Here is an 18835-nt window from a genome sequence, read left to right on the forward strand (position 1 = left end):
TTTTTGTGTTTCTTCGCCTGTTCAAGTATCTCTGGCCTGAGCGCTACCTTCCTGAGCCCCACCAAGAAGACCCCTTCAACGAGGATCCGCCGCCGCGCGTGCCCGGCAAGGTCGGCGTGCTGCTGGTCAACCTGGGCACGCCCGACACGACGTCGCCCAAGGACATCCGCAAGTATCTCGGCGAATTCCTGTCCGACCCGCGCGTCATCGAAATCCCGCGCTATCTCTGGAAGCCCATCCTGCACGGGATCGTGCTCGTGCGCCGGCCCAAGCGGCTGGAGCCGCGCTACGCCGGCATCTGGATGGAGGGCGGCTCGCCCCTGATGGTCTATAGCCAACGCCAGACCGATGGCGTTCGCGCCGCCCTGCACGCGGCCAGCGTGGATGCCGTGGTCGAGCTGGGCATGCGCTATGGCAACCCCTCCATCCCCCAGGTGATCGCAAACATGCGCAAGCAGGGCTGCGAGCGCATCCTGACGGTGCCGCTGTATCCCCAGTACGCCGCCAGCACCACCGCCACCGTGGTCGACGCCGTCACCCGATACATGGGCAAGCTGCGCGATCAGCCGGAGATGCGCTTCATCAAGCGCTTTCACGACGAGCCCGCCTACCTGGACCCGCTCGCCGCGCGCATCGAGCGCTACTGGGCCGAACACGGCAAGCCGCAGAAACTCGTCATGAGCTTTCATGGCCTGCCGCGCTACTCCATCGAACTGGGCGATCCCTACTACCGCGACTGCATGGAAACCGCCCGGCTCCTGGCCCAGCGGCTGTCCTTGCCGCGCGACCAGATCGAGGTGACCTTCCAGAGCCGGTTCGGCTCGGCCCGCTGGCTGGAGCCCTATACCGAGCCGACCCTGAAGGCCCTGGCCGCCTCCGGCGTCACGGAGGTCGATGTGGTGTGCCCGGGATTTGTGGCAGACTGTCTGGAAACCCTGGAAGAAATCAGCCTGGAATGCCGCGACGCCTTTCTCGAGGCGGGGGGCAAACAGTTCCGTTACATTCCTGCCATCAATGACGACCCGGCCTGGATCGCGGGGCTGTCCGGTCTGGTGGAACGAAACTTGCAGGGGTGGATACCAGCAGCCACGGACTTGAAGGAGAAGGCGCATGCACCATGATCCCAAGACTGGAAAGACGGTCAAGAAGGGCAAAGTCACCACTCCCGTCGACGAGGACCGCGTCGAACACGACCTGGACGAGGCCCTGGCCGATACCTTCCCTGCCAGCGACCCGGTCGCGATTCCGTCAGATCCGGACGCCGATGACAAGCGCGTGGACCGCGCGCTGAAGGAAAGTTTTCCGGCCAGCGACCCCGTGGCCCCCGCCCAACCCAGCAAAAAGTAGCCGTTCGGTCAGCGGGCGCCCGGCCTTCGGGCCGCGCCCCGGGGAATATTTCGCTTAACCGGGCTTGAATTAGGGGTATTGGCCCCCATTCATGTCTGCGAAAGCCATTCTTTTTGGAGGATTCCCCATGACGGCACCCCACGAGCCTGCTGACCAGGCGCCCGAAGTCGGCCAGAGCGCCGATGCGGCTCCGGCCGCCCAGGACGCCGCGCAGGCCGAGCTGAACGAGTTGCGCGCCCAACTGGACGCCGCCCAGGCTACCGTCAACGAGCAGCACGACCAGCTTCTGCGTGTGCAAGCTGAAGCCGAAAACGTGCGCCGCCGCGCCCAGGAAGAAGTCTCCAAGGCGCGCAAGTTCGGCATCGAGTCGTTCGCCGAAAGCCTGGTTCCGGTCAAGGACAGCCTGGAAGCTGCCCTGGCCCAGCCCGATCAGACGGTCGAAACCCTGCGCGAAGGCGTCGAAGTCACCCTCAAGCAGCTTGCCGCCGCGTTCGAGCGCAACCTGCTCAAGGAAATCGCGCCGGCTCAGGGCGACAAGTTCGATCCGCACCAGCACCAGGCCATTTCGTCCATTCCCAACGAGCAGCCCGCCAACACGGTGGTGCAACTGCTGCAGAAGGGCTATGTGATTGCCGACCGTACCTTGCGCCCGGCGCTGGTGGTCGTGTCGGCCGGCCAGGGCTGAACCGCGTCCCACCATGACCGACCCGCGCTTTGACCCGGCCCAGGTATTCCAGGTGTTCGGCATGCGCCATGTCGACACCGCGGGATTCGATGCGGCCGTGGTGCAAGCGCCCGGGGCGGACCTGCGCTGTGTCTTCCTGTGGGGCCAGGATTGCTACAACTGCAATCTGTTCAAACAGGCGGCGCTGCTGCACCAGGAAACGCTGGTAGGGCTTGGCCTGACGTGGTTCGAAGCCGATGTCTATGCGGATGAACCGCTGGGACGCCGCTTTTCGTTGCATGGCGTCCCCACTTTTGTGCTGTACCGGTCCGGCAAGCGCCTGGGGCGCATCACCGGCTGGCCCGGATTGCCCCAGTTCACGGCGGCGATCCACCGCCTGCAGGAATCGGGCGCCGAAAATTCCAGCCCGGCGTCTTGAAAAACCCTTTGGGCAGCCCCAGTTATGGGGGGACAAGCAGTTTTCCCCAATTTTTCATAGATTTAATAATCAAGGTAACCCACCATGAGCAAGATTATTGGCATTGACCTGGGAACGACCAACAGCTGCGTGGCTGTCATGGACGGCGGGCAGGTCAAGATCATCGAAAACGCCGAAGGTGCTCGCACCACCCCCTCCATCGTTGCTTACATGGATGACGGCGAGACTCTGGTCGGCGCGCCTGCCAAGCGCCAGGCCGTGACCAACCCGCGCAACACGCTCTACGCCGTGAAGCGTCTGATCGGTCGCAAGTTCGAAGAAAAGGCAGTGCAGAAGGACATCAATCTGATGCCCTACGCCATCGTCAAGGCCGACAACGGCGACGCCTGGGTTGAAGTGCGCGGCAAGAAGATGGCGCCTCCCCAAGTGTCGGCCGACGTGCTGCGCAAGATGAAGAAGACCGCCGAGGACTACCTGGGCGAAGAAGTGACCGAGGCCGTCATCACCGTGCCCGCCTACTTCAACGACAGCCAGCGCCAGGCCACCAAGGACGCCGGCCGCATCGCGGGCCTGGAAGTCAAGCGCATCATCAACGAACCCACCGCCGCGGCGCTGGCGTTCGGCCTGGACAAGACCGAAAAGGGCGACCGCAAGATCGCTGTCTATGACCTGGGCGGCGGCACGTTCGACGTGTCCATCATCGAAATCGCCGACGTGGACGGCGAAAAGCAGTTCGAAGTGCTGTCGACCAACGGCGACACCTTCCTGGGCGGCGAAGACTTCGACCAGCGCATCATCGACTACATCATTGCCGAGTTCAAGAAGGAACAAGGCGTTGACCTGTCCAAGGACGTGCTGGCGCTGCAACGCCTGAAGGAAGCCGCCGAAAAGGCCAAGATCGAACTGTCGTCCGCGCAGCAGACCGAAATCAACCTGCCGTACATCACGGCCGATGCCTCCGGTCCCAAGCACTTGAACCTGAAGATCACGCGCGCCAAGCTGGAAGCGCTGGTCGAAGAATTGATCGAACGCACGATCGAGCCCTGCCGCGTCGCCATCAAGGACGCCGGCGTGAAGGTCTCCGACATCGACGACGTGATCCTCGTCGGCGGCATGACCCGCATGCCCAAGGTCCAGGAAAAGGTGAAGGAATTCTTCGGCAAGGATCCGCGCAAGGACGTGAACCCCGATGAAGCCGTCGCCGCTGGCGCCGCCATCCAGGGCTCCGTGCTGTCGGGCGACCGCAAGGACGTGCTGCTGCTGGACGTCACGCCGTTGTCCCTGGGTATCGAAACCCTGGGCGGCGTCATGACCAAGATGATCCAGAAGAACACCACGATCCCGACCCGGTTCTCGCAGACGTTCTCGACTGCCGACGACAACCAGCCGGCCGTGACGATCAAGGTGTTCCAGGGCGAGCGCGAAATTGCTGCGGGCAACAAGGCCCTGGGCGAGTTCAACCTCGAAGGTATTCCGCCGTCGCCGCGCGGCATGCCGCAGATCGAAGTCACGTTCGACATCGACGCCAACGGCATCCTGCACGTGTCCGCCAAGGACAAGGGCACCGGCAAGGAAAACAAGATCACCATCAAGGCCAACTCGGGTCTGTCGGAAGACGAGATCCAGCGCATGGTCAAGGATGCCGAGGCCAACGCCGAGGAAGATCACCGCGTTGCCGAACTGGCCCAATCGCGTAACCAGGCCGATGCGCTGGTGCATGCCACCCGCAAGTCGTTGACCGAGTACGGCGACAAGCTCGAAGCTTCCGAAAAGGAAAGCATCGAAGCCGCCATCAAGGACCTGGAAGACACGCTGAAGGAAGGCGACAAGGCCGCGATCGACGCCAAGGTGGAAGCCCTGTCGACCGCATCGCAAAAGCTCGGCGAAAAGATGTACGCCGACATGCAGGCGCAGCAAGCCGCCGGCCAGCAGCAAGCGGCCGACAACGCGAAGCCGGTGGACGACAACGTCGTCGACGCCGACTTCAAGGAAGTCAAGCGCGACCAATAATGGCCGGGCGCTGACCTGCCTCTGCCGCCCGGTAGCCGGAGAAATCCGCCTACCGGGCGAACTCATTCTGTAGCACTGAAAAGAAGGCTCGGTTTCGAGCCCACGGATCATGGCAAAACGCGACTATTACGACGTCTTGGGCGTGGCAAAAAACGCCTCGGACGACGATCTCAAGAAGGCCTATCGAAAGCTGGCCATGAAATACCATCCGGACCGCAATCCGGACAGCAAAGAAGCCGAAGAGAAGTTCAAGGAAGCCAAGGAAGCCTACGAGGTCCTGGGCGATGAGCAAAAGCGCGCCGCGTACGACCGCTACGGTCACGCTGGCGTCGATCCCAATGCCGCCGGCATGGGCGGCGCGGGCATGGGCGGCGGTTTCGCCGACGCGTTCGGCGACATCTTTGGCGAAATCTTCGGCGGCGGCGGCGGTGGCCGTCGTGGCGGCGGTCCCCAGGTGTACCGCGGCGCCGACCTCAAATACGCGCTGGAAATCACCCTCGAACAGGCAGCCGCCGGTTTCGACACGGAGATCCGCGTTCCCAGCTGGGAAAACTGCGACACCTGCCACGGCTCCGGCGCCAAGCCCGGCACCTCGCCCAAGACTTGCCGCACCTGCGGCGGCTCGGGCGCCGTGCGCATGCAGCAAGGTTTCTTCAGCGTCCAGCAAACCTGCCCGACCTGCCACGGCAACGGCAAGGAAATCACGGACCCGTGCCCGTCCTGCGACGGCGTCGGCCGCATCCGCCGCAACAAGACCCTCCAGGTCAAGATCCCGGCCGGCATCGACGACGGCATGCGCATCCGCTCCAGCGGCAATGGCGAACCCGGCATCAATGGCGGCCCTCCGGGCGACTTGTATGTGGAAATCCACATCAAGCAGCACAAGATCTTCCAGCGCGACGGCGACGACCTGCACTGCGAGCTGACCATCCCGTTCACCACGGCGGCATTGGGCGGCGAACTCCAGGTGCCCACGCTGGGCGGCAAGGCCGAGATCTCCATCCCCGAAGGCACCCAGTCCGGCAAGACCTTCCGCCTGCGCGGCAAGGGCATCCGCGGCGTGCGCGGCAGCTACCCCGGCGACCTCTACTGCCACGTCGTGGTGGAAACGCCGGTGCGCTTGAGCGAAGACCAAAAGAACATCCTGCGCCAGTTCGAAGCGTCGTTGAACGACGGCGGCGACCGCCACTCGCCGCAAAGCAAATCCTGGACGGACCGCGTCAAGGAATTCTTCAGCTGATCACGCCGATCTTCAGCAAAAAGCCGCGACGAGAGTCGCGGCTTTTTTTTCGGGCCTTTCGATATCGGCCCGTCCACATCCGGCTGCTTATCGAGCGACCGGCGGGTAATCCAGTTCGCCAAAGGTGTATTCGCCATTGGCCTTGGCTTGTTGAAGCTCGGCTCGCACATCCTGTTCGGTCAGGCCGGAGGTGCGGGGCAAAGCGGCGGGATAGTCCATTTCGCCAAACGTGTACTGGCCGGTCAGCTTGGCTTCCTGCAACTCGGCCGCGACCTGAGAGCCGGACTTCCCGTGTTCAGCGCCCGCCGCATGCGCGCCGGTGCTGGCCAGGGCCAGGGAAAAGAACAGCGTGGTGGCCAGGATTTTCATGTGTGAGAGCTCCAGTTTGTTTTAAGAGAGATCGAGTCCCACGTCGCTGCCTCACGACCCAGTACATATCAAGAGGGCCGATGCGGCGTACCGTAAGAAACTCGAATAAACCCGCACGCATGAAACCACCTTCCAAATAGCCAAGAAATCGAAGGGTTTCTAAAAATTACGGATATAGGGAATGGGGATTTCGGAGCCAGCCGCGCGCAGCGAACACCCGAAACCGAACCACATCGCGTAAGCGCTGCGAGGCCGCCCGCGCGGCCAACGCAGCGCGGGCCCCGCAAGATCCTCCAAACAACTAAAACCGCGAAAAAAAAACGCCAAGCAAACCACCCCCCCCGACGCCCGTCTTGTTTCCGACACCGCGAGCCCGGTGTGGCTGCGGTGCCCGGTGCGTGGGGCGTCGATAAGCCCAACGGAATCCGAAGGAATCGCCGTAGGCGATGACGAGGATGAGGCAGGGGAAGTCCGGAGCGAAGGCTCCGGACCGCAATCGTGGCCCCGCGCGCCGGGCGCCGTGGCCGCGCCGGGCGCCAAAAGAACCCAGATCCCCACCAGTCGTGAACCGACAAAAAAAGAGACCGTGACGCATCGCCACGGCCTCTTCGCTACTGCAACTACAACTACTAATACAGCAACTGCGAACTTCAACTGCTGACTGCAACTACATCACAGCAACTACAACTGCTACCTCAACTACAACTGCAACTACTGCAACTTCAACTTCGACTACAACAACTACTACTGCTACTTCCACCGCCGCTGTATGCCGAAAATACCGGCCTCAGGCCATGATGCCGCCCGAGGCCGGCCGGGCTACAGCAAGCAGCTCACCGGCTGATCGGCGGGTATTCGAGCTCGCCGAACGTGTATTGACCGCTGGCCTTCGCTTGCGCCAGTTCCTGCTGGACATCGGCGCGCGACTTCGCGGCGCCCGTGGCGGCGGCGACCGGCGGGTACTGCAATTCGCCGAACGTGTATTGGCCGCTGACCTTGGCTTGTTGCAGCTGGGCTTGCACTTCCTGCGAGCTCAGGCTGGTCTTTTGGGGCAGGGCGGGCGGATAGTCCAGCTCGCCGAAGGTGTACTGGCCGCTGACTTTTGCTTCGTGCAGTTCAGTCGCCACCTGGGCGCTGCTCTTCGCTTGCTCGACGCCGGCGGCTTGTGCGCCGACACCGGCCAGGGCCAGGGATAGGAAAAGGGTAGTGGCTAGGGTTTTCATAATGAGACCTCCAATTCGTCGTAAATGGGGACCGAATCCGGCGGCGCTCCGTCGTGTTCGTTTGCTGTTCCCGATGAACTGAATTGTCCTCGTCATCGAACCTGGGATAAACCCTTATTCCTTGAAAACATCTTTCCAAATAACCGAGTAATAGATTCAGGAGGACAAATTATCCCCATCAATGGAATGGTTGAATCCGTTTCCCGCCTTTCCACTCCACGGGATCAAATAGACTATGCAAAAAAAACCCCTGCCTAAGCAGGGGCTTCCCATGCGGCGATGCGTCAGGGCTTCTTGAAGTCACCTGCCAGCGCCGTGCTGAATCCGTCCGGACGCACGTACTTGCGCAGCGCGGCGTTCACCGCGTCAGGCGTCAAGGCCGAGATCTTCTTGTCCATCTCGGCCGACCACGCAAACGTGCGGCCACGCTCCAGATAGTCCAGCCAGGTGCTGGCCAATACATCGTCCTGCGCGCGCGCCAGATTGCGGTAGTTCAGCAGCGCAGTGATGCCCTCCGAGATTTCCTTGTCCGAGAAGCCATCCTTCAGGACCCGCGCCAGTTCCTCATTGATTGCCTTCTCGAGGCGCTCGCGATTCTGCGGCGCGTAGATCGCATAGATGCTCCAGCTTGCGGCAGGTTCGAACGACGATACCGACAGCGAGCTGCGCACGTTGTACGACAGACCTTCGGTCTCGCGCACCCGGTTCCACAGCCGCGACGTTTCCGACGCGCCGAACAGATAGTTGGCCAGATACAGCGCCGCATAATCGGCGTCCGTGTCCTGCAGCTTCAGCGGCATGCGCGACAGATAGAACGCGTTGGCCTTGTCCGGCGTATTGATGTCGAACTGCTTGGCCGGCACGTCGCGATACGGGTTCGGCACGCGGGTATAGGCAGGCGCCTTCTTCCATCCGGCAAGTCCCGCGCGCAGCGATTTTTCCACCGCTTCCGGCTCGAAATCGCCCACCGCCGAGAACTCGATGTCGCCCGCGCCGTAGAACTTCGCGTGGAACTTGGCCAGTGCCTCGCGATTCAGCGCGCGCACGCTGGCCAGCGACTCCTCGAACGTCGGCACGTAACGCAGGTCGTCGGCAGGCCACGGATTGTCGTGGCGGGCCAGCGTACGGCCGGCCAGGGCCGACGGCTCCGTCATCGCGTTCTGGATCGAGGTCTCGAGCTGACGCTGGTATTCCTCGACTTGTTCCTTCGGGAAGCTGGCGTTGCGGATGATCTCCAGCGCCAGCGCCGTCAGCTCCGGCAGATTTTCGCCCTTGGTCGACATCGCTACCTTCAGCGTCGTGCCGCCGCCGCTAAAGCCCAGCTCGGCCTGCAGCTTGTCCAGACGGTCCTGAATGTCCTGACGCGTCAGCTTGTCCGTGCCGCGCAGCAGCAGGTCGGCGGCCGCGCTGGAATTCACGCGTTGGCCCAGCAGGTCCTTTTCGTTGCCGAATTGAATCAGCATCTGCGCCTGCACGCGGCTGCCGCGCGTGGCCTTGGGCAACAGCGCCAGTTTCACCGGGCCATTGGGCAGGTCAAGCGTCGTGCGCTTGGTCAGCTTGTCGATGTTGGCCGGCGAGGGATCGAACGCCGAGGCGGCCTTGAAGTCCGGATCGCCCTTGTAGTCCTTGAACACCGCCGTGAGGTCCACGCGCTGCGTCTGCGGCGCGCGCACCGGCTTTTCGGTCGGGATGTAGCGGCCTTCGATGCGGTTGCTCTGCACCAGATAGGTCGTCGCGGCCTTTTGCACTTCGGCCAGCGTGGCCTGGCGCGCGCGGTCGCGCTGCAGGAAAAAGAGACGCCAGTCGCCCGCGGCGATCGCTTCAGATAGCGCCACGCCGACTTGTTCGGGGTCGCTGTAGGTCTGTTCCCACGAGGTCAGCCACTTGCTGCGCGCGCGGTCCAGCTCCTGCTGCGTGAACGGCTTTTTGTCGAGCGACTCCAGCGTGCCCGTCAGCGCCGTCATGGCCGCGTCCAGGTCCTTGCCCGGCGTCAGTTGCGCGGCGAACATCGCCAGTCCCGGATCCAGATTTTCCATCGTGAAACCGAACACGCCAGAGGCCAGCTTGGTCGGAACCAGCGCATGGTACAGACGGCCCGACGGCGTGTCGGCCAGGATCGTGGTGGCCAGGTCGAACGGCACGAAGTCCGCGCTGGCGCCGGCGGGGATGTGATACATCGCCGCGACCAGCGGCGTGCCGCCCGTGCGGCGCAGCGTCACCGACCGCTCGCCGTCCTGCGCCGGCTCTACCGTGTATTCCGGCGGCAGCTTGCGGTCGGGCTTGGGCAGCTTGCCCAGCGTGGCCTCGATGTCCGCCAGCGTCGTCTGCGGATCGAACTTGCCCGCCACGATCAGCACGGCGTTATCGGGCTGGTAGTACTCGTGGTAGAAGGCGCGCAGCTGCGCGATGTCCACGTTTTCAACGTCCGAGCGGGCGCCGATCGTGTTCTTGCCGTAGCTGTGCCACTGGTAGGCCGCCGACTGCATCTTCTGCATCAGGATGCGGAAAGGATTGTTCTCGCCGCTTTCCATTTCATTGCGGACCACGGTCATTTCCGAGTCCAGGTCTTCCTTGGCGATCAGCGAATTGACCATCGCATCGGCCTGCCAGCCGAGATACCACTTCAGCGTCTCGGGGTTGGCCGCGAAGCTGGCGAAATAGTTGGTGCGGTCACTGGAGGTCGACCCATTGGCCTGGAGGCCGCGGCGCGAGAACTCGCCCATCGCGTTACGCGTGGTGGACGTGCCCTTGAACAGCATGTGTTCCAAGAGGTGGGCCATGCCGGTCTGGCCGTAGTTTTCGTTGCGCGAGCCCACCAGGTAGGTCATGTTGACCGTGGTGGACGGCTTGGATTCGTCGGGTACCAGGAGCACCCGCAGGCCATTGGCCAGGCGGTATTCGGTGATGCCTTCGATCGAGGCGGCCTCCGTGACGCCGGCCGGCAGGCTGGCGGCTCCGGCCTGAAAGGCCAGGAAGGAGGAAAACAGCAGCACACCCAGGGGGCGCGGCAGCTTCGACAGGGACAAGCGCATGGCGGATCATTCCTTTGGCATGGCAGAATCCGTTGGAGTGTATACGTTGGCAATGGTTCAGGCGCTGCGGCGGGCCTCCCGCCAAAGTCGCCGCATCGCTGCAGCGCCATCCGCAATGCCGAGGAAATTCCTATGTCCCTGACCGTTGAAGTCCAAACGCCACGCCTGGTGCTGCGGCAATGGCGGGCCTCCGATCGCAAGCCCTTTGCGGCCCTGAACGCGGACCCGACAGTGACACAGTTCCTGCTGCCGCTCACGCCCCAGGAAAGCGATGCCCCGGCCGACAGGCTGGCCGCAGGCATCGACGAGCACGGCTGGGGCTTCTGGGCGGTGGAAGCGCCCGGCGTGGCGCCTTTCATCGGCTTCGTGGGCATCAAGCCGCTGGCGCCTGCGTTGCCGTTTTCGCCCGGGGTGGAAATCGGCTGGCGTCTGGCGCAGTCATTCTGGGGACGGGGCTACGCCAGCGAGGCGGCCGGCGCGGCCCTTGGTGTGGGCTTCGAGCAGGCCGCGCTGGATGAGATCGTCGCCTTCACCGCCACGGACAACCTGCGGTCCCGCGCCGTAATGGACCGCCTGGGCATGGCGGCCGACCCGCAGCCCTTCGATCACCCCGCCGTGCCGCGAGGCCATCCTTTGCGCGCCCACGTGCTGTACCGCATCGGGCGGGACGCCTGGCGCCGCCGGCGCGAAGCGGGGGGCGCTACAGACGCTGCGGTGTTTGCGGCGGCATAAGCGGCGCGAAGCCGCATCCGGCTTGATGCTGCGGCGCAGCAACTCTGATTTCCCAGGGGATTTGAATCGGTTCCGGTCGCGGGTGTAAGCTTTTAAGCACGCATTCGCTGTTGTTGACGGGATGCGCGACAGCCGTTTTACCGGCTTCCCGTCCAACGCCAGACGCCGCCGCAGCGCGGCGCCGGTGCTTGTCGTTCGCGCCTTCGCCGCCGGCATCCTGCTGGCGCATTCTACGGAGGAACGACCCATGCTGACCGAGATCGTCACGCGTGCCTTGTCCCAACTGACCGGCAATGCCCTGAATGGCGACGGCATCAAAGGACAGTTTCAGTACGCTTATGCCAGTGATGACGGCCAATACGTGGCCATATTGACCCATGACATGACCACCTACGTGGTGGACCTGAGTTCCCAGCGGTATTTCGCGGAGTGCGGCGGATCGCCTCGCGGATTTGCCGGCCATGTGCTTGAAATGGAGGGCGCCACCGCGCGCTCCCATCCGTGGCCCGCCGCGCAAGATTTGTTCGACCTGGACATGGACGCCGACGAATTGGCATGGCGGCAGTGCCCGGGTTTGCGCCATGCGGCAAACGGCGCGCATCGATCTGTGGAGAGCCGCGCCGCCTGAGAGTGGCCAGAAGCGGCAACATTTCACTGAACCGGCGACATCGCCGGTTTTTTTTCGCCCTGTGCCCGGTTCATGCCGGTAGGCGGCGCGCGGCCCGGTCGCTAAAATCCCGGCCATGACGACGCCCGCCGAACTCCGCGCCCCGCGAGGCACCACCCTGGTCTCGTGCACGCACGCGCGCCACGCCGACCAGATCCTGGCCATTTTCAATGACGCCATTGCGAACTCCACCGCGCTGTACGACTACAAGCCGCGGCCGCGCGAGGCCATGCAGGGCTGGTTCCAGGCCAAGGAGCAGGGCGGTTTTCCGGTCTTGGGTCTGGAAAACGAAGACGGCGAATTGATGGCGTTCGCGAGCTACGGCACGTTCCGCGCGTTTCCGGCGTTCAAGTATTCGGTCGAGCATTCCGTCTACGTGGACGGGCGCTTTCGCGGACGCGGCCTGGGCGAGGCGATGATGGGCCTCCTGATCGAACGGGCGCGCGCCGATGGCGTGCACGTCATGGTCGGCGGCATCGATGCGTCCAATCAGGGCAGCATCCGGCTGCATGAAAAGCTGGGGTTCGTGCACGCCGGCACCATCCGCGAGGCCGGCTTCAAATTCGGCCGCTGGCTCGACCTGGCCTTTTATCAGCTGACGCTTAACACGCCGGAAAACCCGGTCGACGGCTGAGATCGGCGGCTGGCGCCCTCGGCCTCTACTTCGACAGCATCCGCATCGCCTGCTCCAGCCCGGCGACGGTCACGGGATACATGCGGTCCTGCATGATGTCGCGCATCAAGGCAATGGACTGGCGGTACTGCCAGGAAGCCGTGGGCTCGGGGTTCAGCCACACCGACTTGGGCCAGGCGTCCAGCAACCGGCGCATCCATTCGGCGCCGGGCTCCTTGTTGTAGTGTTCGACAGAGCCCCCGGGCTGCAGGATCTCGTAGGGACTCATGGTGGCGTCGCCCACGATGATCAGGCGCCAGTCCGGGTTGTACTTGCGCAGCACGTCCCAGGTGTCGAAGCGCTCGTTCTGGCGCCGGCGGTTGCTCTGCCACAGGCTTTCGTACGGGCAGTTGTGGAAGTAATAGACCTCGAGGTTGCGGAACTCGCTGCGGGCCGCCGAGAACAGTTCCTCGACGCGGCCGATGTGGTCGTCCATGCTGCCGCCCACGTCCAGGAGCATCAGCACTTTGACCGTGTTGTGGCGTTCCGGGACCATGCGCAGGTCCAGATGGCCGGCGTTGCGCGCGGTGCTGGCGATGGTGTCGTCCAAGTCCAGTTCCAGATCGGCGCCTTGGCGCGCGAAGCGGCGCAGGCGGCGCAATGCCACCTTGAAGTTGCGCGTGCCCAATTCGACCTGGTCGTCGTAGTCCTTGAACTGGCGCATGTCCCAGACCTTGACCGCCGTGCGGTTGCCGGCCGATGCGCCGCCCACGCGGATGCCTTCGGGGTGGTAGCCGCCGTTGCCGAAGGGCGACGTGCCACCCGTGCCGATCCATTTGCTGCCGCCCGCGTGGCGCTCCTTCTGCTCATCCATGCGCTCCTTGAAGAGCTCCATGAGCTTGTCCCAGCCGTGCTTTTCGATGGCGGCCTTTTCTTCGGGCAACAGGCTTTTTTCGAACTGCTTGATGAGCCAGTCGAGCGGGATCTCCTTGCCTGCGGGCAACGCGGCCTCGATGCCGCGGTAGTACGCGCCAAACGCCTTGTCGTAGCGGTCGTAGAGCGATTCGTCCTTGACCAGCGTGGCGCGCGCCAGGAAGTAGAACTCGTCCAGCGTGGGCGACATCAGGTCCTGGCGCAAGGCGTCCACCAGCGTCAGGTATTCCTTGACCGAGACCGGCAGCTTGTGTGCCCGGAGGTGATAGAAGAAGTCGATCAGCATGTGCGTGCCGCCCTTGGATGCGGGATCAGCGGCGCTGGCCGCCGCGCGTCATGGCCGCCAGGCGTTCAAGAAGATGCACGTCCTGCTCGTTCTTGAGCAGCGCGCCGGCCATCAGCGGCACGGCGGTGGCGGTGTGCGCGTCGATCTGCGCGGCCGAGACGTCCTCGGCCAGCAAGAGGCGCAGCCAATCCAGCAGTTCGGACGTGGACGGCTTTTTCTTCAGGCCCGGCGCATCGCGCAGCGCGAAGAACGTGTCCAGCGCGGCGCGCAGCACGTCCTGCTTCAGATCCGGATAGTGGACCGCCACGATGTCGCGCATCGTGTCGCGATCGGGAAAGCGGATGTAGTGAAAGAAGCAGCGGCGCAGGAACGCGTCGGGCAGGTCCTTTTCGTTGTTGGACGTGATGATGACGAGCGGACGGTGGCGCGCGGAGATGGTCTCGCGCGTCTCGTACACATGGAACTCCATGCGGTCCAGTTCGCGCAGCAGGTCATTGGGAAATTCGATGTCGGCCTTGTCGATCTCGTCGATCAGCAGCACCACCGGCTCGTGCGACTGGAACGCCTGCCACAGCGTGCCCTGCACGATGTAGTTGCGGATATCGCGGACTTTCTCGTCGCCCAACTGCGAATCGCGCAGCCGCGAGACGGCGTCGTATTCATACAGGCCCTGGTGCGCCTTGGTGGTGGACTTGATGTGCCATTGCAGCAGCGGCCGTCCCAGCGCGCGGGCCACTTCCTCGGCCAGCATCGTCTTGCCGGTGCCGGGTTCGCCCTTGATGAGAAGCGGGCGTTGCAAGGTGAGGGCGGCGTTTACTGCGAGCTTGAGATCGTCGGTGGCGACGTAGCTGTCGGTGCCATCGAAGCGGACTGGCTTGGCGGAGGAGGCGGTCTGGGCTGCGGGCATGATCTGATGGCTTCTGTGGTTTGATTGGGATCAACACTAACGCAAGGTATTAATCCTGAGCAATTATCGTACAATCAGGCGGTTTTGCTTTGGGTTCCACCCGCAACGTGTTTGCAGAGGGCCTTTTCGTGTGAGCAGGCCCTAGTCCTTAGCCATACCAAGAAGAGTCATTCCAATGAAGTTGCGAACCTCTCTGAAGTACACGGTTTCCGTGTTGGCCACGATGGCGTCCTGTGCGATCGCCGGCCAGGCTGTTGCTGCAGACGCAGCGCCGGTCGGTAATGTCCAGAATGCCCGAGACAAGGTTTCGATGTGCATCGGTTGCCATGGCATCCCAGGCTACAAGGCATCGTTTCCCGAGCTTTACCATGTTCCGATGATTGCTGGCCAAAACGCCAAGTACATCGAAACGGCCCTCAACGAGTACAAGAAAGGCGCGCGCAGCCATCCCACGATGGATGCCGTCGCCGGCAGCTTGACCGACCAGGATATCGCCGACCTGGCCGCGTACTACTCGAATCTCAAGTAAGGGGGCAACACCATGAACCGCACCATGCTTGCCCTTGCGGGCGCGACCCTGGCCATTTCGGGCGCAGCCGCCCAGGCGCAGGACCTGGCGGCCGGCAAGGCCGTCTTCGACAAATTCAACTGCGCCTCGTGCCACGGCGCCGACGCCAAGACGGCGGTGGATCCCGCCTATCCGACGCTGGCCGGGCAGCACGCCGATTACCTGGTGCATGCCCTGAAGGCCTACAAGCGTGGCGCCTCCGGCAGCGCGGCCACGGCCAATGTGCGCAAGAACCCGATCATGGGCGCCTTTGCCACGCAACTGTCCGACCAGGACATCTCCAACGTGTCGGCGTGGCTGGCGTCGCTGCCCAGCGACCTGGGCGTCCGGCGCTAAGACGCGCCCGCTGCGGCGGGTGTGCAAGGAAAAACCCTCGCGAGCGAGGGTTTTTTGTTTGGGTCAGAGGCTGGCGCGGCGGCGGATCAGGTCGATGTAGGTGTCGCTGTCCAGCGGCGTGCCCAGGCGTTGCGCTTCCCAGACGACCTGGCCCAGGCATTCCATGATTTCGTGGGCGGCGTGGTGCGCGTCCGAGCGCGCCGTCAGCTGCTGGTAGGCCTGGCGGATGCCGGGCGGATGGTCGATGGACAGTTGTTCCGCGATTGCCAGGTGCATGGACAGGTGCAGGAACGGATTGGTCCGGCCTTTTTCCACCGCATATTCGGCCGTCATGGCCTCGGGGCTTTCGAGGTCTGCGTGGTATTCCGGGTGCTCGATGATCCAGTCCAGCGCGATCGCCTCCAGCGGGGTCAGGACCTCGTTGGCGCGGTGCTTGCGCCAGGTTTCGATAAAGAATTCGCGAACTTGGTCGCGGGAGGGATTGAACATCGGGAGGGAGCCAAAAGCAGGATGGAGTCGCTTTATTTTACCGCCCCACGACGCAGCTCAGGTTTCGCCCGGCGCTTTGCGATATAGAATGGGCTGCTATCCGCCATCCGGTGTGCGGTTCGCAGGAGGCGGTATGACCCGCGGAATCGGACGTGGTCCGATCCTGGCGCGTGCAGAAAAACCACCCGGAGCAAATGGAGCATTCATGTCCTACCAACATATCAAGGTTCCCGCCGGCGGCCAGAAAATCACGGTCAACGCCGATTTCTCGCTGAATGTGCCTGACCAGCCCGTCATCCCCTTCATCGAAGGCGACGGCACGGGCGCCGACATCACCCCCGTCATGATCAAGGTCGTCGACGCGGCAGTGCAGAAGGCGTATGGCGGCAAGCGCAAGATCCATTGGATGGAGGTCTACGCCGGCGAAAAGGCCACCAAGGTCTACGGCCCGGACGTGTGGCTGCCCGACGAAACCCTGGAAGTCGTCAAAGACTACGTGGTTTCCATCAAGGGCCCGCTGACCACGCCGGTCGGCGGTGGCATCCGGTCGCTGAACGTGGCCCTGCGCCAGCAGCTGGACCTGTACGTGTGCCTGCGCCCGGTGGCGTACTTCAAGGGCGTGCCGTCCCCGGTGCGTGAGCCCGAAAAGACCAACATGGTGATCTTCCGCGAGAACTCGGAAGACATCTACGCCGGCATCGAATACATGGCCGAAAGCGAGCAGGCCAAGGAACTGATCCAGTTCCTGCAGACCAAGCTCGGCGTCAAGAAGATCCGTTTCCCGAATACCTCGTCCATCGGCATCAAGCCGGTGTCGCGTGAAGGCACCGAGCGCCTGGTGCGCAAGGCCGCCCAGTACGTCATCGACAACGACCGCACGTCGCTGACGCTGGTGCACAAGGGCAACATCATGAAGTTCACCGAAGGTGGCTTCCGCGATTGGGGCTACGAGCTCCTGCAGAAGGAGTTCGGCGCGCAGCTGATCGACGGCGGCCCGTGGTGCAAGTTCAAGAATCCCAAGACCGGCCGCGAGATCATCGTCAAGGACGTGATCGCCGACGCGTTCCTGCAGCAGATCCTGCTGCGTCCCGCGGAATACGACGTCATCGCCACCCTGAACCTGAACGGCGACTACATTTCGGACGCGCTGGCCGCGCAAGTGGGCGGCATCGGCATCGCCCCGGGCGCCAACATGTCCGATTCCGTGGCCATGTTCGAGGCCACCCACGGCACGGCGCCCAAGTATGCCGGCAAGGACTACGTGAACCCCGGTTCCGAAATCCTGTCCGCCGAAATGATGCTGCGCCACATGGGCTGGACCGAAGCCGCGGACCTGATCATCTCCAGCATGGAAAAGTCGATCCAGTCCAAGAAGGTCACGTACGACTTTGCCCGTCTGCTTGAAGGCGCGACGCAAGTGTCGTGCTCCGGCTTTGGCCAGGTGATGATCGAAAACATGTAAGCCGCGAAAAGGGCCCCCCGCAAGGCTGTCTGCCGTGCAAGGCCCGGCTCCCGCTCTTTCGCCAAACCCGCCCGCCTTCATGGCCGGCGGGTTTTCTCTAACCACCGGCATGACGCGCATCGTGCGTGCTTTGTTCTTTTCAGGTTGATTGTTGTGCCCCGACTGTATGTAACCCTGGCCGCCTGGCTGGTGCTGCTGATGCCCGCCCTGGCGCTGACCAGCCCCGTGGGCGGCCCCGCCGTTCTGTATCTGAGCGCCTTGATCGCCCTGACCGCGATCACCATGAACGCCGTCAAGCGCTACGAGCCCATGGATTTCCGCGCGCTCTGGCCCCTTTCCCTGGCGCTGCTGTCGCCGCTGGCCTGTCTGCTGATCACCTCGGCCGTGAAAGGCATGTGGAGCAGTTCCGAGCTTGAGAAACTGCTTCGGTTTGCCTTGGCGCTTCCCGTCCTGTGGTTGCTGCTGCGCGCGCCGCAACGCCTGCTTCGCCATATCGAATGGACCATCCTGGCCGGCGCGCTGGCCGGGTCCATCCTCTTGATCGTGACGATGCTCTCGGGCGGCCGCGGCGCGGTGGTCGAGGTGGGCGGACGCTACAACGCCGTGGCCTTTGCCAACATGGTGCTGCTGTTGGGCGGCATGACCTTGCTGTCGCTGGGCTGGGGGCCGGGCTCGCGCTGGCCGCGCCTGGAGACGGCGGTCAAGCTGGTGGCCGTGGCGCTGGCCGTGGTCGCGACCTGGCTGTCCGAAACCCGCAGCAGCTGGATGCTGTTGCCCATTCTGGGTCTGGTCTTTCTGCTTGGGCTGCGCAACTGGCGCCGGCGCCACAAGGTGTACTGCGCGCTGGCTGTCTGCGTGGCGCTCGTCGCCAGCGCGGCGGCCATCTGGACCTTCAGCAGCCGCATGCAGCAGATCACCCACGACGTTCAGGGCTTTTCCACGTCGGCCAACCGCGATACCTCGTTCGGCATCCGGCTGCAGCTGTGGCATGCCTCGTTCCTGATGTTCGAAAAGAGCCCGATCGTGGGCATCGGCCCCAGCCGGTTCCGCGAGGAACTGCGCGAACTGCAGAAGCAGGGCATCGTGACGCAGGAAGTGGTGGATGGTTTTGGCGAGCCGCACAACGACCTGCTGGCCGCCATGGCGGGATACGGCCTGCTGGGTCTGTTGAGCATGCTGGCGCTGTATCTGGTGCCGGCGGGCGTGTTCTTCCGGCGTCTGGCCAGCGACGACCGGGTGATCCGGGTGGGCGCGCAAATGGGGCTCCTGTTCTGCCTGAGCTACTGCGCCTTCAGCATGACCGAGATGATGTTCCGCAATATGCGCAGCGTGCCCACCTATGCGCTCATCATGGTGGCGCTGATTGCCCTGACGACGGCGCGGCCGCAGCGTGTCACCCCGCCCGGGGGCTAGGGCACGCGGGCATCGTCCCGCCGTCCGGTTTGAAGCAGAACGCAAGGCGCGAGTCGCCTTGCGTTTTTTTTTATGGAAATTGAGCTAGATCAAAGTGACTAGTCA

19 protein-coding genes are annotated in these 18835 nt (G+C 63.5%); 13 read left to right on the plus strand and 6 right to left on the minus strand.

The window, feature by feature from the left end; translation table 11 throughout:
• The first annotated feature begins 5 nt into the window (after positions 1–5).
• From hemH to dnaJ, 6 genes are all read left to right on the plus strand, one after another.
• Positions 6–1121, plus strand: a complete 1116-nt coding sequence (gene hemH, locus LN047_RS05280; protein WP_373981262.1) for a ferrochelatase — start codon at positions 6–8, stop codon at positions 1119–1121.
• The gene (locus tag LN047_RS05285; protein ID WP_056321277.1) at positions 1111–1347 is read left to right on the plus strand and encodes a hypothetical protein; all 237 of its coding nucleotides are present in this window, start codon (positions 1111–1113) and stop codon (positions 1345–1347) included. Before hemH ends, LN047_RS05285 begins: the two co-directional genes overlap by 11 nt.
• Before the next feature lie 127 nt (positions 1348–1474).
• Positions 1475–2032, plus strand: coding sequence for a nucleotide exchange factor GrpE (gene grpE / locus LN047_RS05290; protein ID WP_056321280.1), 558 nt, complete (start codon positions 1475–1477; stop codon positions 2030–2032).
• Between the two features lie 13 nt (positions 2033–2045).
• Positions 2046–2450 carry a thioredoxin family protein gene (locus LN047_RS05295; RefSeq protein WP_062840379.1) on the plus strand — a complete coding sequence of 135 codons (405 nt, stop codon included), beginning with the start codon at positions 2046–2048 and terminating at the stop codon, positions 2448–2450.
• A gap of 84 nt (positions 2451–2534) precedes the next feature.
• Complete coding sequence (gene dnaK, locus LN047_RS05300; protein ID WP_056321286.1) at positions 2535–4460, plus strand: molecular chaperone DnaK; 1926 nt, start codon at positions 2535–2537, stop codon at positions 4458–4460.
• Positions 4461–4569: 109 nt separating this feature from the next.
• Positions 4570–5700, plus strand: coding sequence for a molecular chaperone DnaJ (dnaJ, locus tag LN047_RS05305; protein ID WP_056321287.1), 1131 nt, complete (start codon positions 4570–4572; stop codon positions 5698–5700).
• A gap of 87 nt (positions 5701–5787) precedes the next feature.
• Here the strand turns inward: dnaJ and LN047_RS05310 are convergent, their stop codons facing one another.
• The 3 genes from LN047_RS05310 to LN047_RS05320 all read right to left on the minus strand — a co-directional run bounded on the left by LN047_RS05310 (position 5788) and on the right by LN047_RS05320 (position 10324).
• Positions 5788–6069 carry a DUF4148 domain-containing protein gene (locus tag LN047_RS05310; protein ID WP_373981263.1) on the minus strand — a complete coding sequence of 94 codons (282 nt, stop codon included), beginning with the start codon at positions 6067–6069 and terminating at the stop codon, positions 5788–5790.
• Between the two features lie 833 nt (positions 6070–6902).
• Complete coding sequence (locus tag LN047_RS05315; protein ID WP_062840384.1) at positions 6903–7292, minus strand: DUF4148 domain-containing protein; 390 nt, start codon at positions 7290–7292, stop codon at positions 6903–6905.
• A 284-nt stretch (positions 7293–7576) separates the two neighbouring features.
• On the minus strand, positions 7577–10324 hold the full coding sequence (locus tag LN047_RS05320) for a pitrilysin family protein (RefSeq protein WP_152383575.1): 2748 nt from the start codon (positions 10322–10324) through the stop codon (positions 7577–7579).
• A gap of 132 nt (positions 10325–10456) precedes the next feature.
• Between LN047_RS05320 and LN047_RS05325 the strand changes: the two genes are divergently transcribed.
• From LN047_RS05325 to LN047_RS05335, 3 genes are all read left to right on the plus strand, one after another.
• On the plus strand, positions 10457–11056 hold the full coding sequence (locus LN047_RS05325; RefSeq protein WP_373981264.1) for a GNAT family N-acetyltransferase: 600 nt from the start codon (positions 10457–10459) through the stop codon (positions 11054–11056).
• A gap of 247 nt (positions 11057–11303) precedes the next feature.
• On the plus strand, positions 11304–11684 hold the full coding sequence (locus LN047_RS05330) for a hypothetical protein (RefSeq protein ID WP_217617783.1): 381 nt from the start codon (positions 11304–11306) through the stop codon (positions 11682–11684).
• Between the two features lie 115 nt (positions 11685–11799).
• The gene (locus LN047_RS05335; RefSeq protein WP_373981265.1) at positions 11800–12357 is read left to right on the plus strand and encodes an N-acetyltransferase family protein; all 558 of its coding nucleotides are present in this window, start codon (positions 11800–11802) and stop codon (positions 12355–12357) included.
• Between the two features lie 25 nt (positions 12358–12382).
• Here the strand turns inward: LN047_RS05335 and LN047_RS05340 are convergent, their stop codons facing one another.
• Together LN047_RS05340 and LN047_RS05345 are read right to left on the minus strand one after the other, a co-directional pair.
• The gene (locus LN047_RS05340) at positions 12383–13555 is read right to left on the minus strand and encodes a VWA domain-containing protein (protein WP_373981266.1); all 1173 of its coding nucleotides are present in this window, start codon (positions 13553–13555) and stop codon (positions 12383–12385) included.
• A 25-nt stretch (positions 13556–13580) separates the two neighbouring features.
• The gene (locus LN047_RS05345; protein WP_062840388.1) at positions 13581–14462 is read right to left on the minus strand and encodes a MoxR family ATPase; all 882 of its coding nucleotides are present in this window, start codon (positions 14460–14462) and stop codon (positions 13581–13583) included.
• A gap of 175 nt (positions 14463–14637) precedes the next feature.
• Here LN047_RS05345 and LN047_RS05350 point away from each other — a divergent pair, with 175 nt between their 5' ends.
• Both LN047_RS05350 and LN047_RS05355 read left to right on the plus strand, forming a co-directional pair.
• Entirely contained in the window at positions 14638–14991 is a 354-nt protein-coding gene (locus tag LN047_RS05350) for a cytochrome c (protein ID WP_142050644.1), read from the plus strand.
• A gap of 12 nt (positions 14992–15003) precedes the next feature.
• Positions 15004–15366, plus strand: a complete 363-nt coding sequence (locus LN047_RS05355; RefSeq protein WP_062840389.1) for a cytochrome c — start codon at positions 15004–15006, stop codon at positions 15364–15366.
• A gap of 63 nt (positions 15367–15429) precedes the next feature.
• On the opposite strand, the gene LN047_RS05360 is transcribed toward LN047_RS05355, so the two are convergent.
• On the minus strand, positions 15430–15855 hold the full coding sequence (locus tag LN047_RS05360; RefSeq protein WP_062840390.1) for a DUF1841 family protein: 426 nt from the start codon (positions 15853–15855) through the stop codon (positions 15430–15432).
• Between the two features lie 205 nt (positions 15856–16060).
• On the opposite strand from LN047_RS05360, the gene icd reads away from it, so the two are divergent.
• A complete protein-coding gene (gene icd / locus LN047_RS05365; RefSeq protein WP_056321319.1) occupies positions 16061–17317 on the plus strand; it encodes an NADP-dependent isocitrate dehydrogenase in 1257 nt (418 codons plus the stop codon).
• Between the two features lie 153 nt (positions 17318–17470).
• Complete coding sequence (locus LN047_RS05370; RefSeq protein ID WP_373981267.1) at positions 17471–18730, plus strand: O-antigen ligase family protein; 1260 nt, start codon at positions 17471–17473, stop codon at positions 18728–18730.
• Positions 18731–18835 lie beyond the last annotated feature (105 nt).

This window comes from Achromobacter sp. JD417 (assembly GCF_041879325.1).
Classification (GTDB): domain Bacteria; phylum Pseudomonadota; class Gammaproteobacteria; order Burkholderiales; family Burkholderiaceae_B; genus Achromobacter; species Achromobacter mucicolens.

Bases quoted from the DNA above. Each gene is read 5' to 3' on its own strand.
- LN047_RS05285 (WP_056321277.1), top strand. From the start codon at position 1,111: ATGCACCATGATCCCAAGACTGGAAAGACGGTCAAGAAGGGCAAAGTC.
- grpE (WP_056321280.1), top strand. From the start codon at position 1,475: ATGACGGCACCCCACGAGCCTGCTGACCAGGCGCCCGAAGTCGGCCAG.
- LN047_RS05295 (WP_062840379.1), top strand. From the start codon at position 2,046: ATGACCGACCCGCGCTTTGACCCGGCCCAGGTATTCCAGGTGTTCGGC.
- dnaK (WP_056321286.1), top strand. From the start codon at position 2,535: ATGAGCAAGATTATTGGCATTGACCTGGGAACGACCAACAGCTGCGTG.
- dnaJ (WP_056321287.1), top strand. From the start codon at position 4,570: ATGGCAAAACGCGACTATTACGACGTCTTGGGCGTGGCAAAAAACGCC.
- LN047_RS05310 (WP_373981263.1), bottom strand. From the start codon at position 6,069: ATGAAAATCCTGGCCACCACGCTGTTCTTTTCCCTGGCCCTGGCCAGC.
- LN047_RS05315 (WP_062840384.1), bottom strand. From the start codon at position 7,292: ATGAAAACCCTAGCCACTACCCTTTTCCTATCCCTGGCCCTGGCCGGT.
- LN047_RS05320 (WP_152383575.1), bottom strand. From the start codon at position 10,324: ATGCGCTTGTCCCTGTCGAAGCTGCCGCGCCCCCTGGGTGTGCTGCTG.
- LN047_RS05325 (WP_373981264.1), top strand. From the start codon at position 10,457: ATGTCCCTGACCGTTGAAGTCCAAACGCCACGCCTGGTGCTGCGGCAA.
- LN047_RS05330 (WP_217617783.1), top strand. From the start codon at position 11,304: ATGCTGACCGAGATCGTCACGCGTGCCTTGTCCCAACTGACCGGCAAT.
- LN047_RS05335 (WP_373981265.1), top strand. From the start codon at position 11,800: ATGACGACGCCCGCCGAACTCCGCGCCCCGCGAGGCACCACCCTGGTC.
- LN047_RS05340 (WP_373981266.1), bottom strand. From the start codon at position 13,555: ATGCTGATCGACTTCTTCTATCACCTCCGGGCACACAAGCTGCCGGTC.
- LN047_RS05345 (WP_062840388.1), bottom strand. From the start codon at position 14,462: ATGCCCGCAGCCCAGACCGCCTCCTCCGCCAAGCCAGTCCGCTTCGAT.
- LN047_RS05350 (WP_142050644.1), top strand. From the start codon at position 14,638: ATGAAGTTGCGAACCTCTCTGAAGTACACGGTTTCCGTGTTGGCCACG.
- LN047_RS05355 (WP_062840389.1), top strand. From the start codon at position 15,004: ATGAACCGCACCATGCTTGCCCTTGCGGGCGCGACCCTGGCCATTTCG.
- LN047_RS05360 (WP_062840390.1), bottom strand. From the start codon at position 15,855: ATGTTCAATCCCTCCCGCGACCAAGTTCGCGAATTCTTTATCGAAACC.
- icd (WP_056321319.1), top strand. From the start codon at position 16,061: ATGTCCTACCAACATATCAAGGTTCCCGCCGGCGGCCAGAAAATCACG.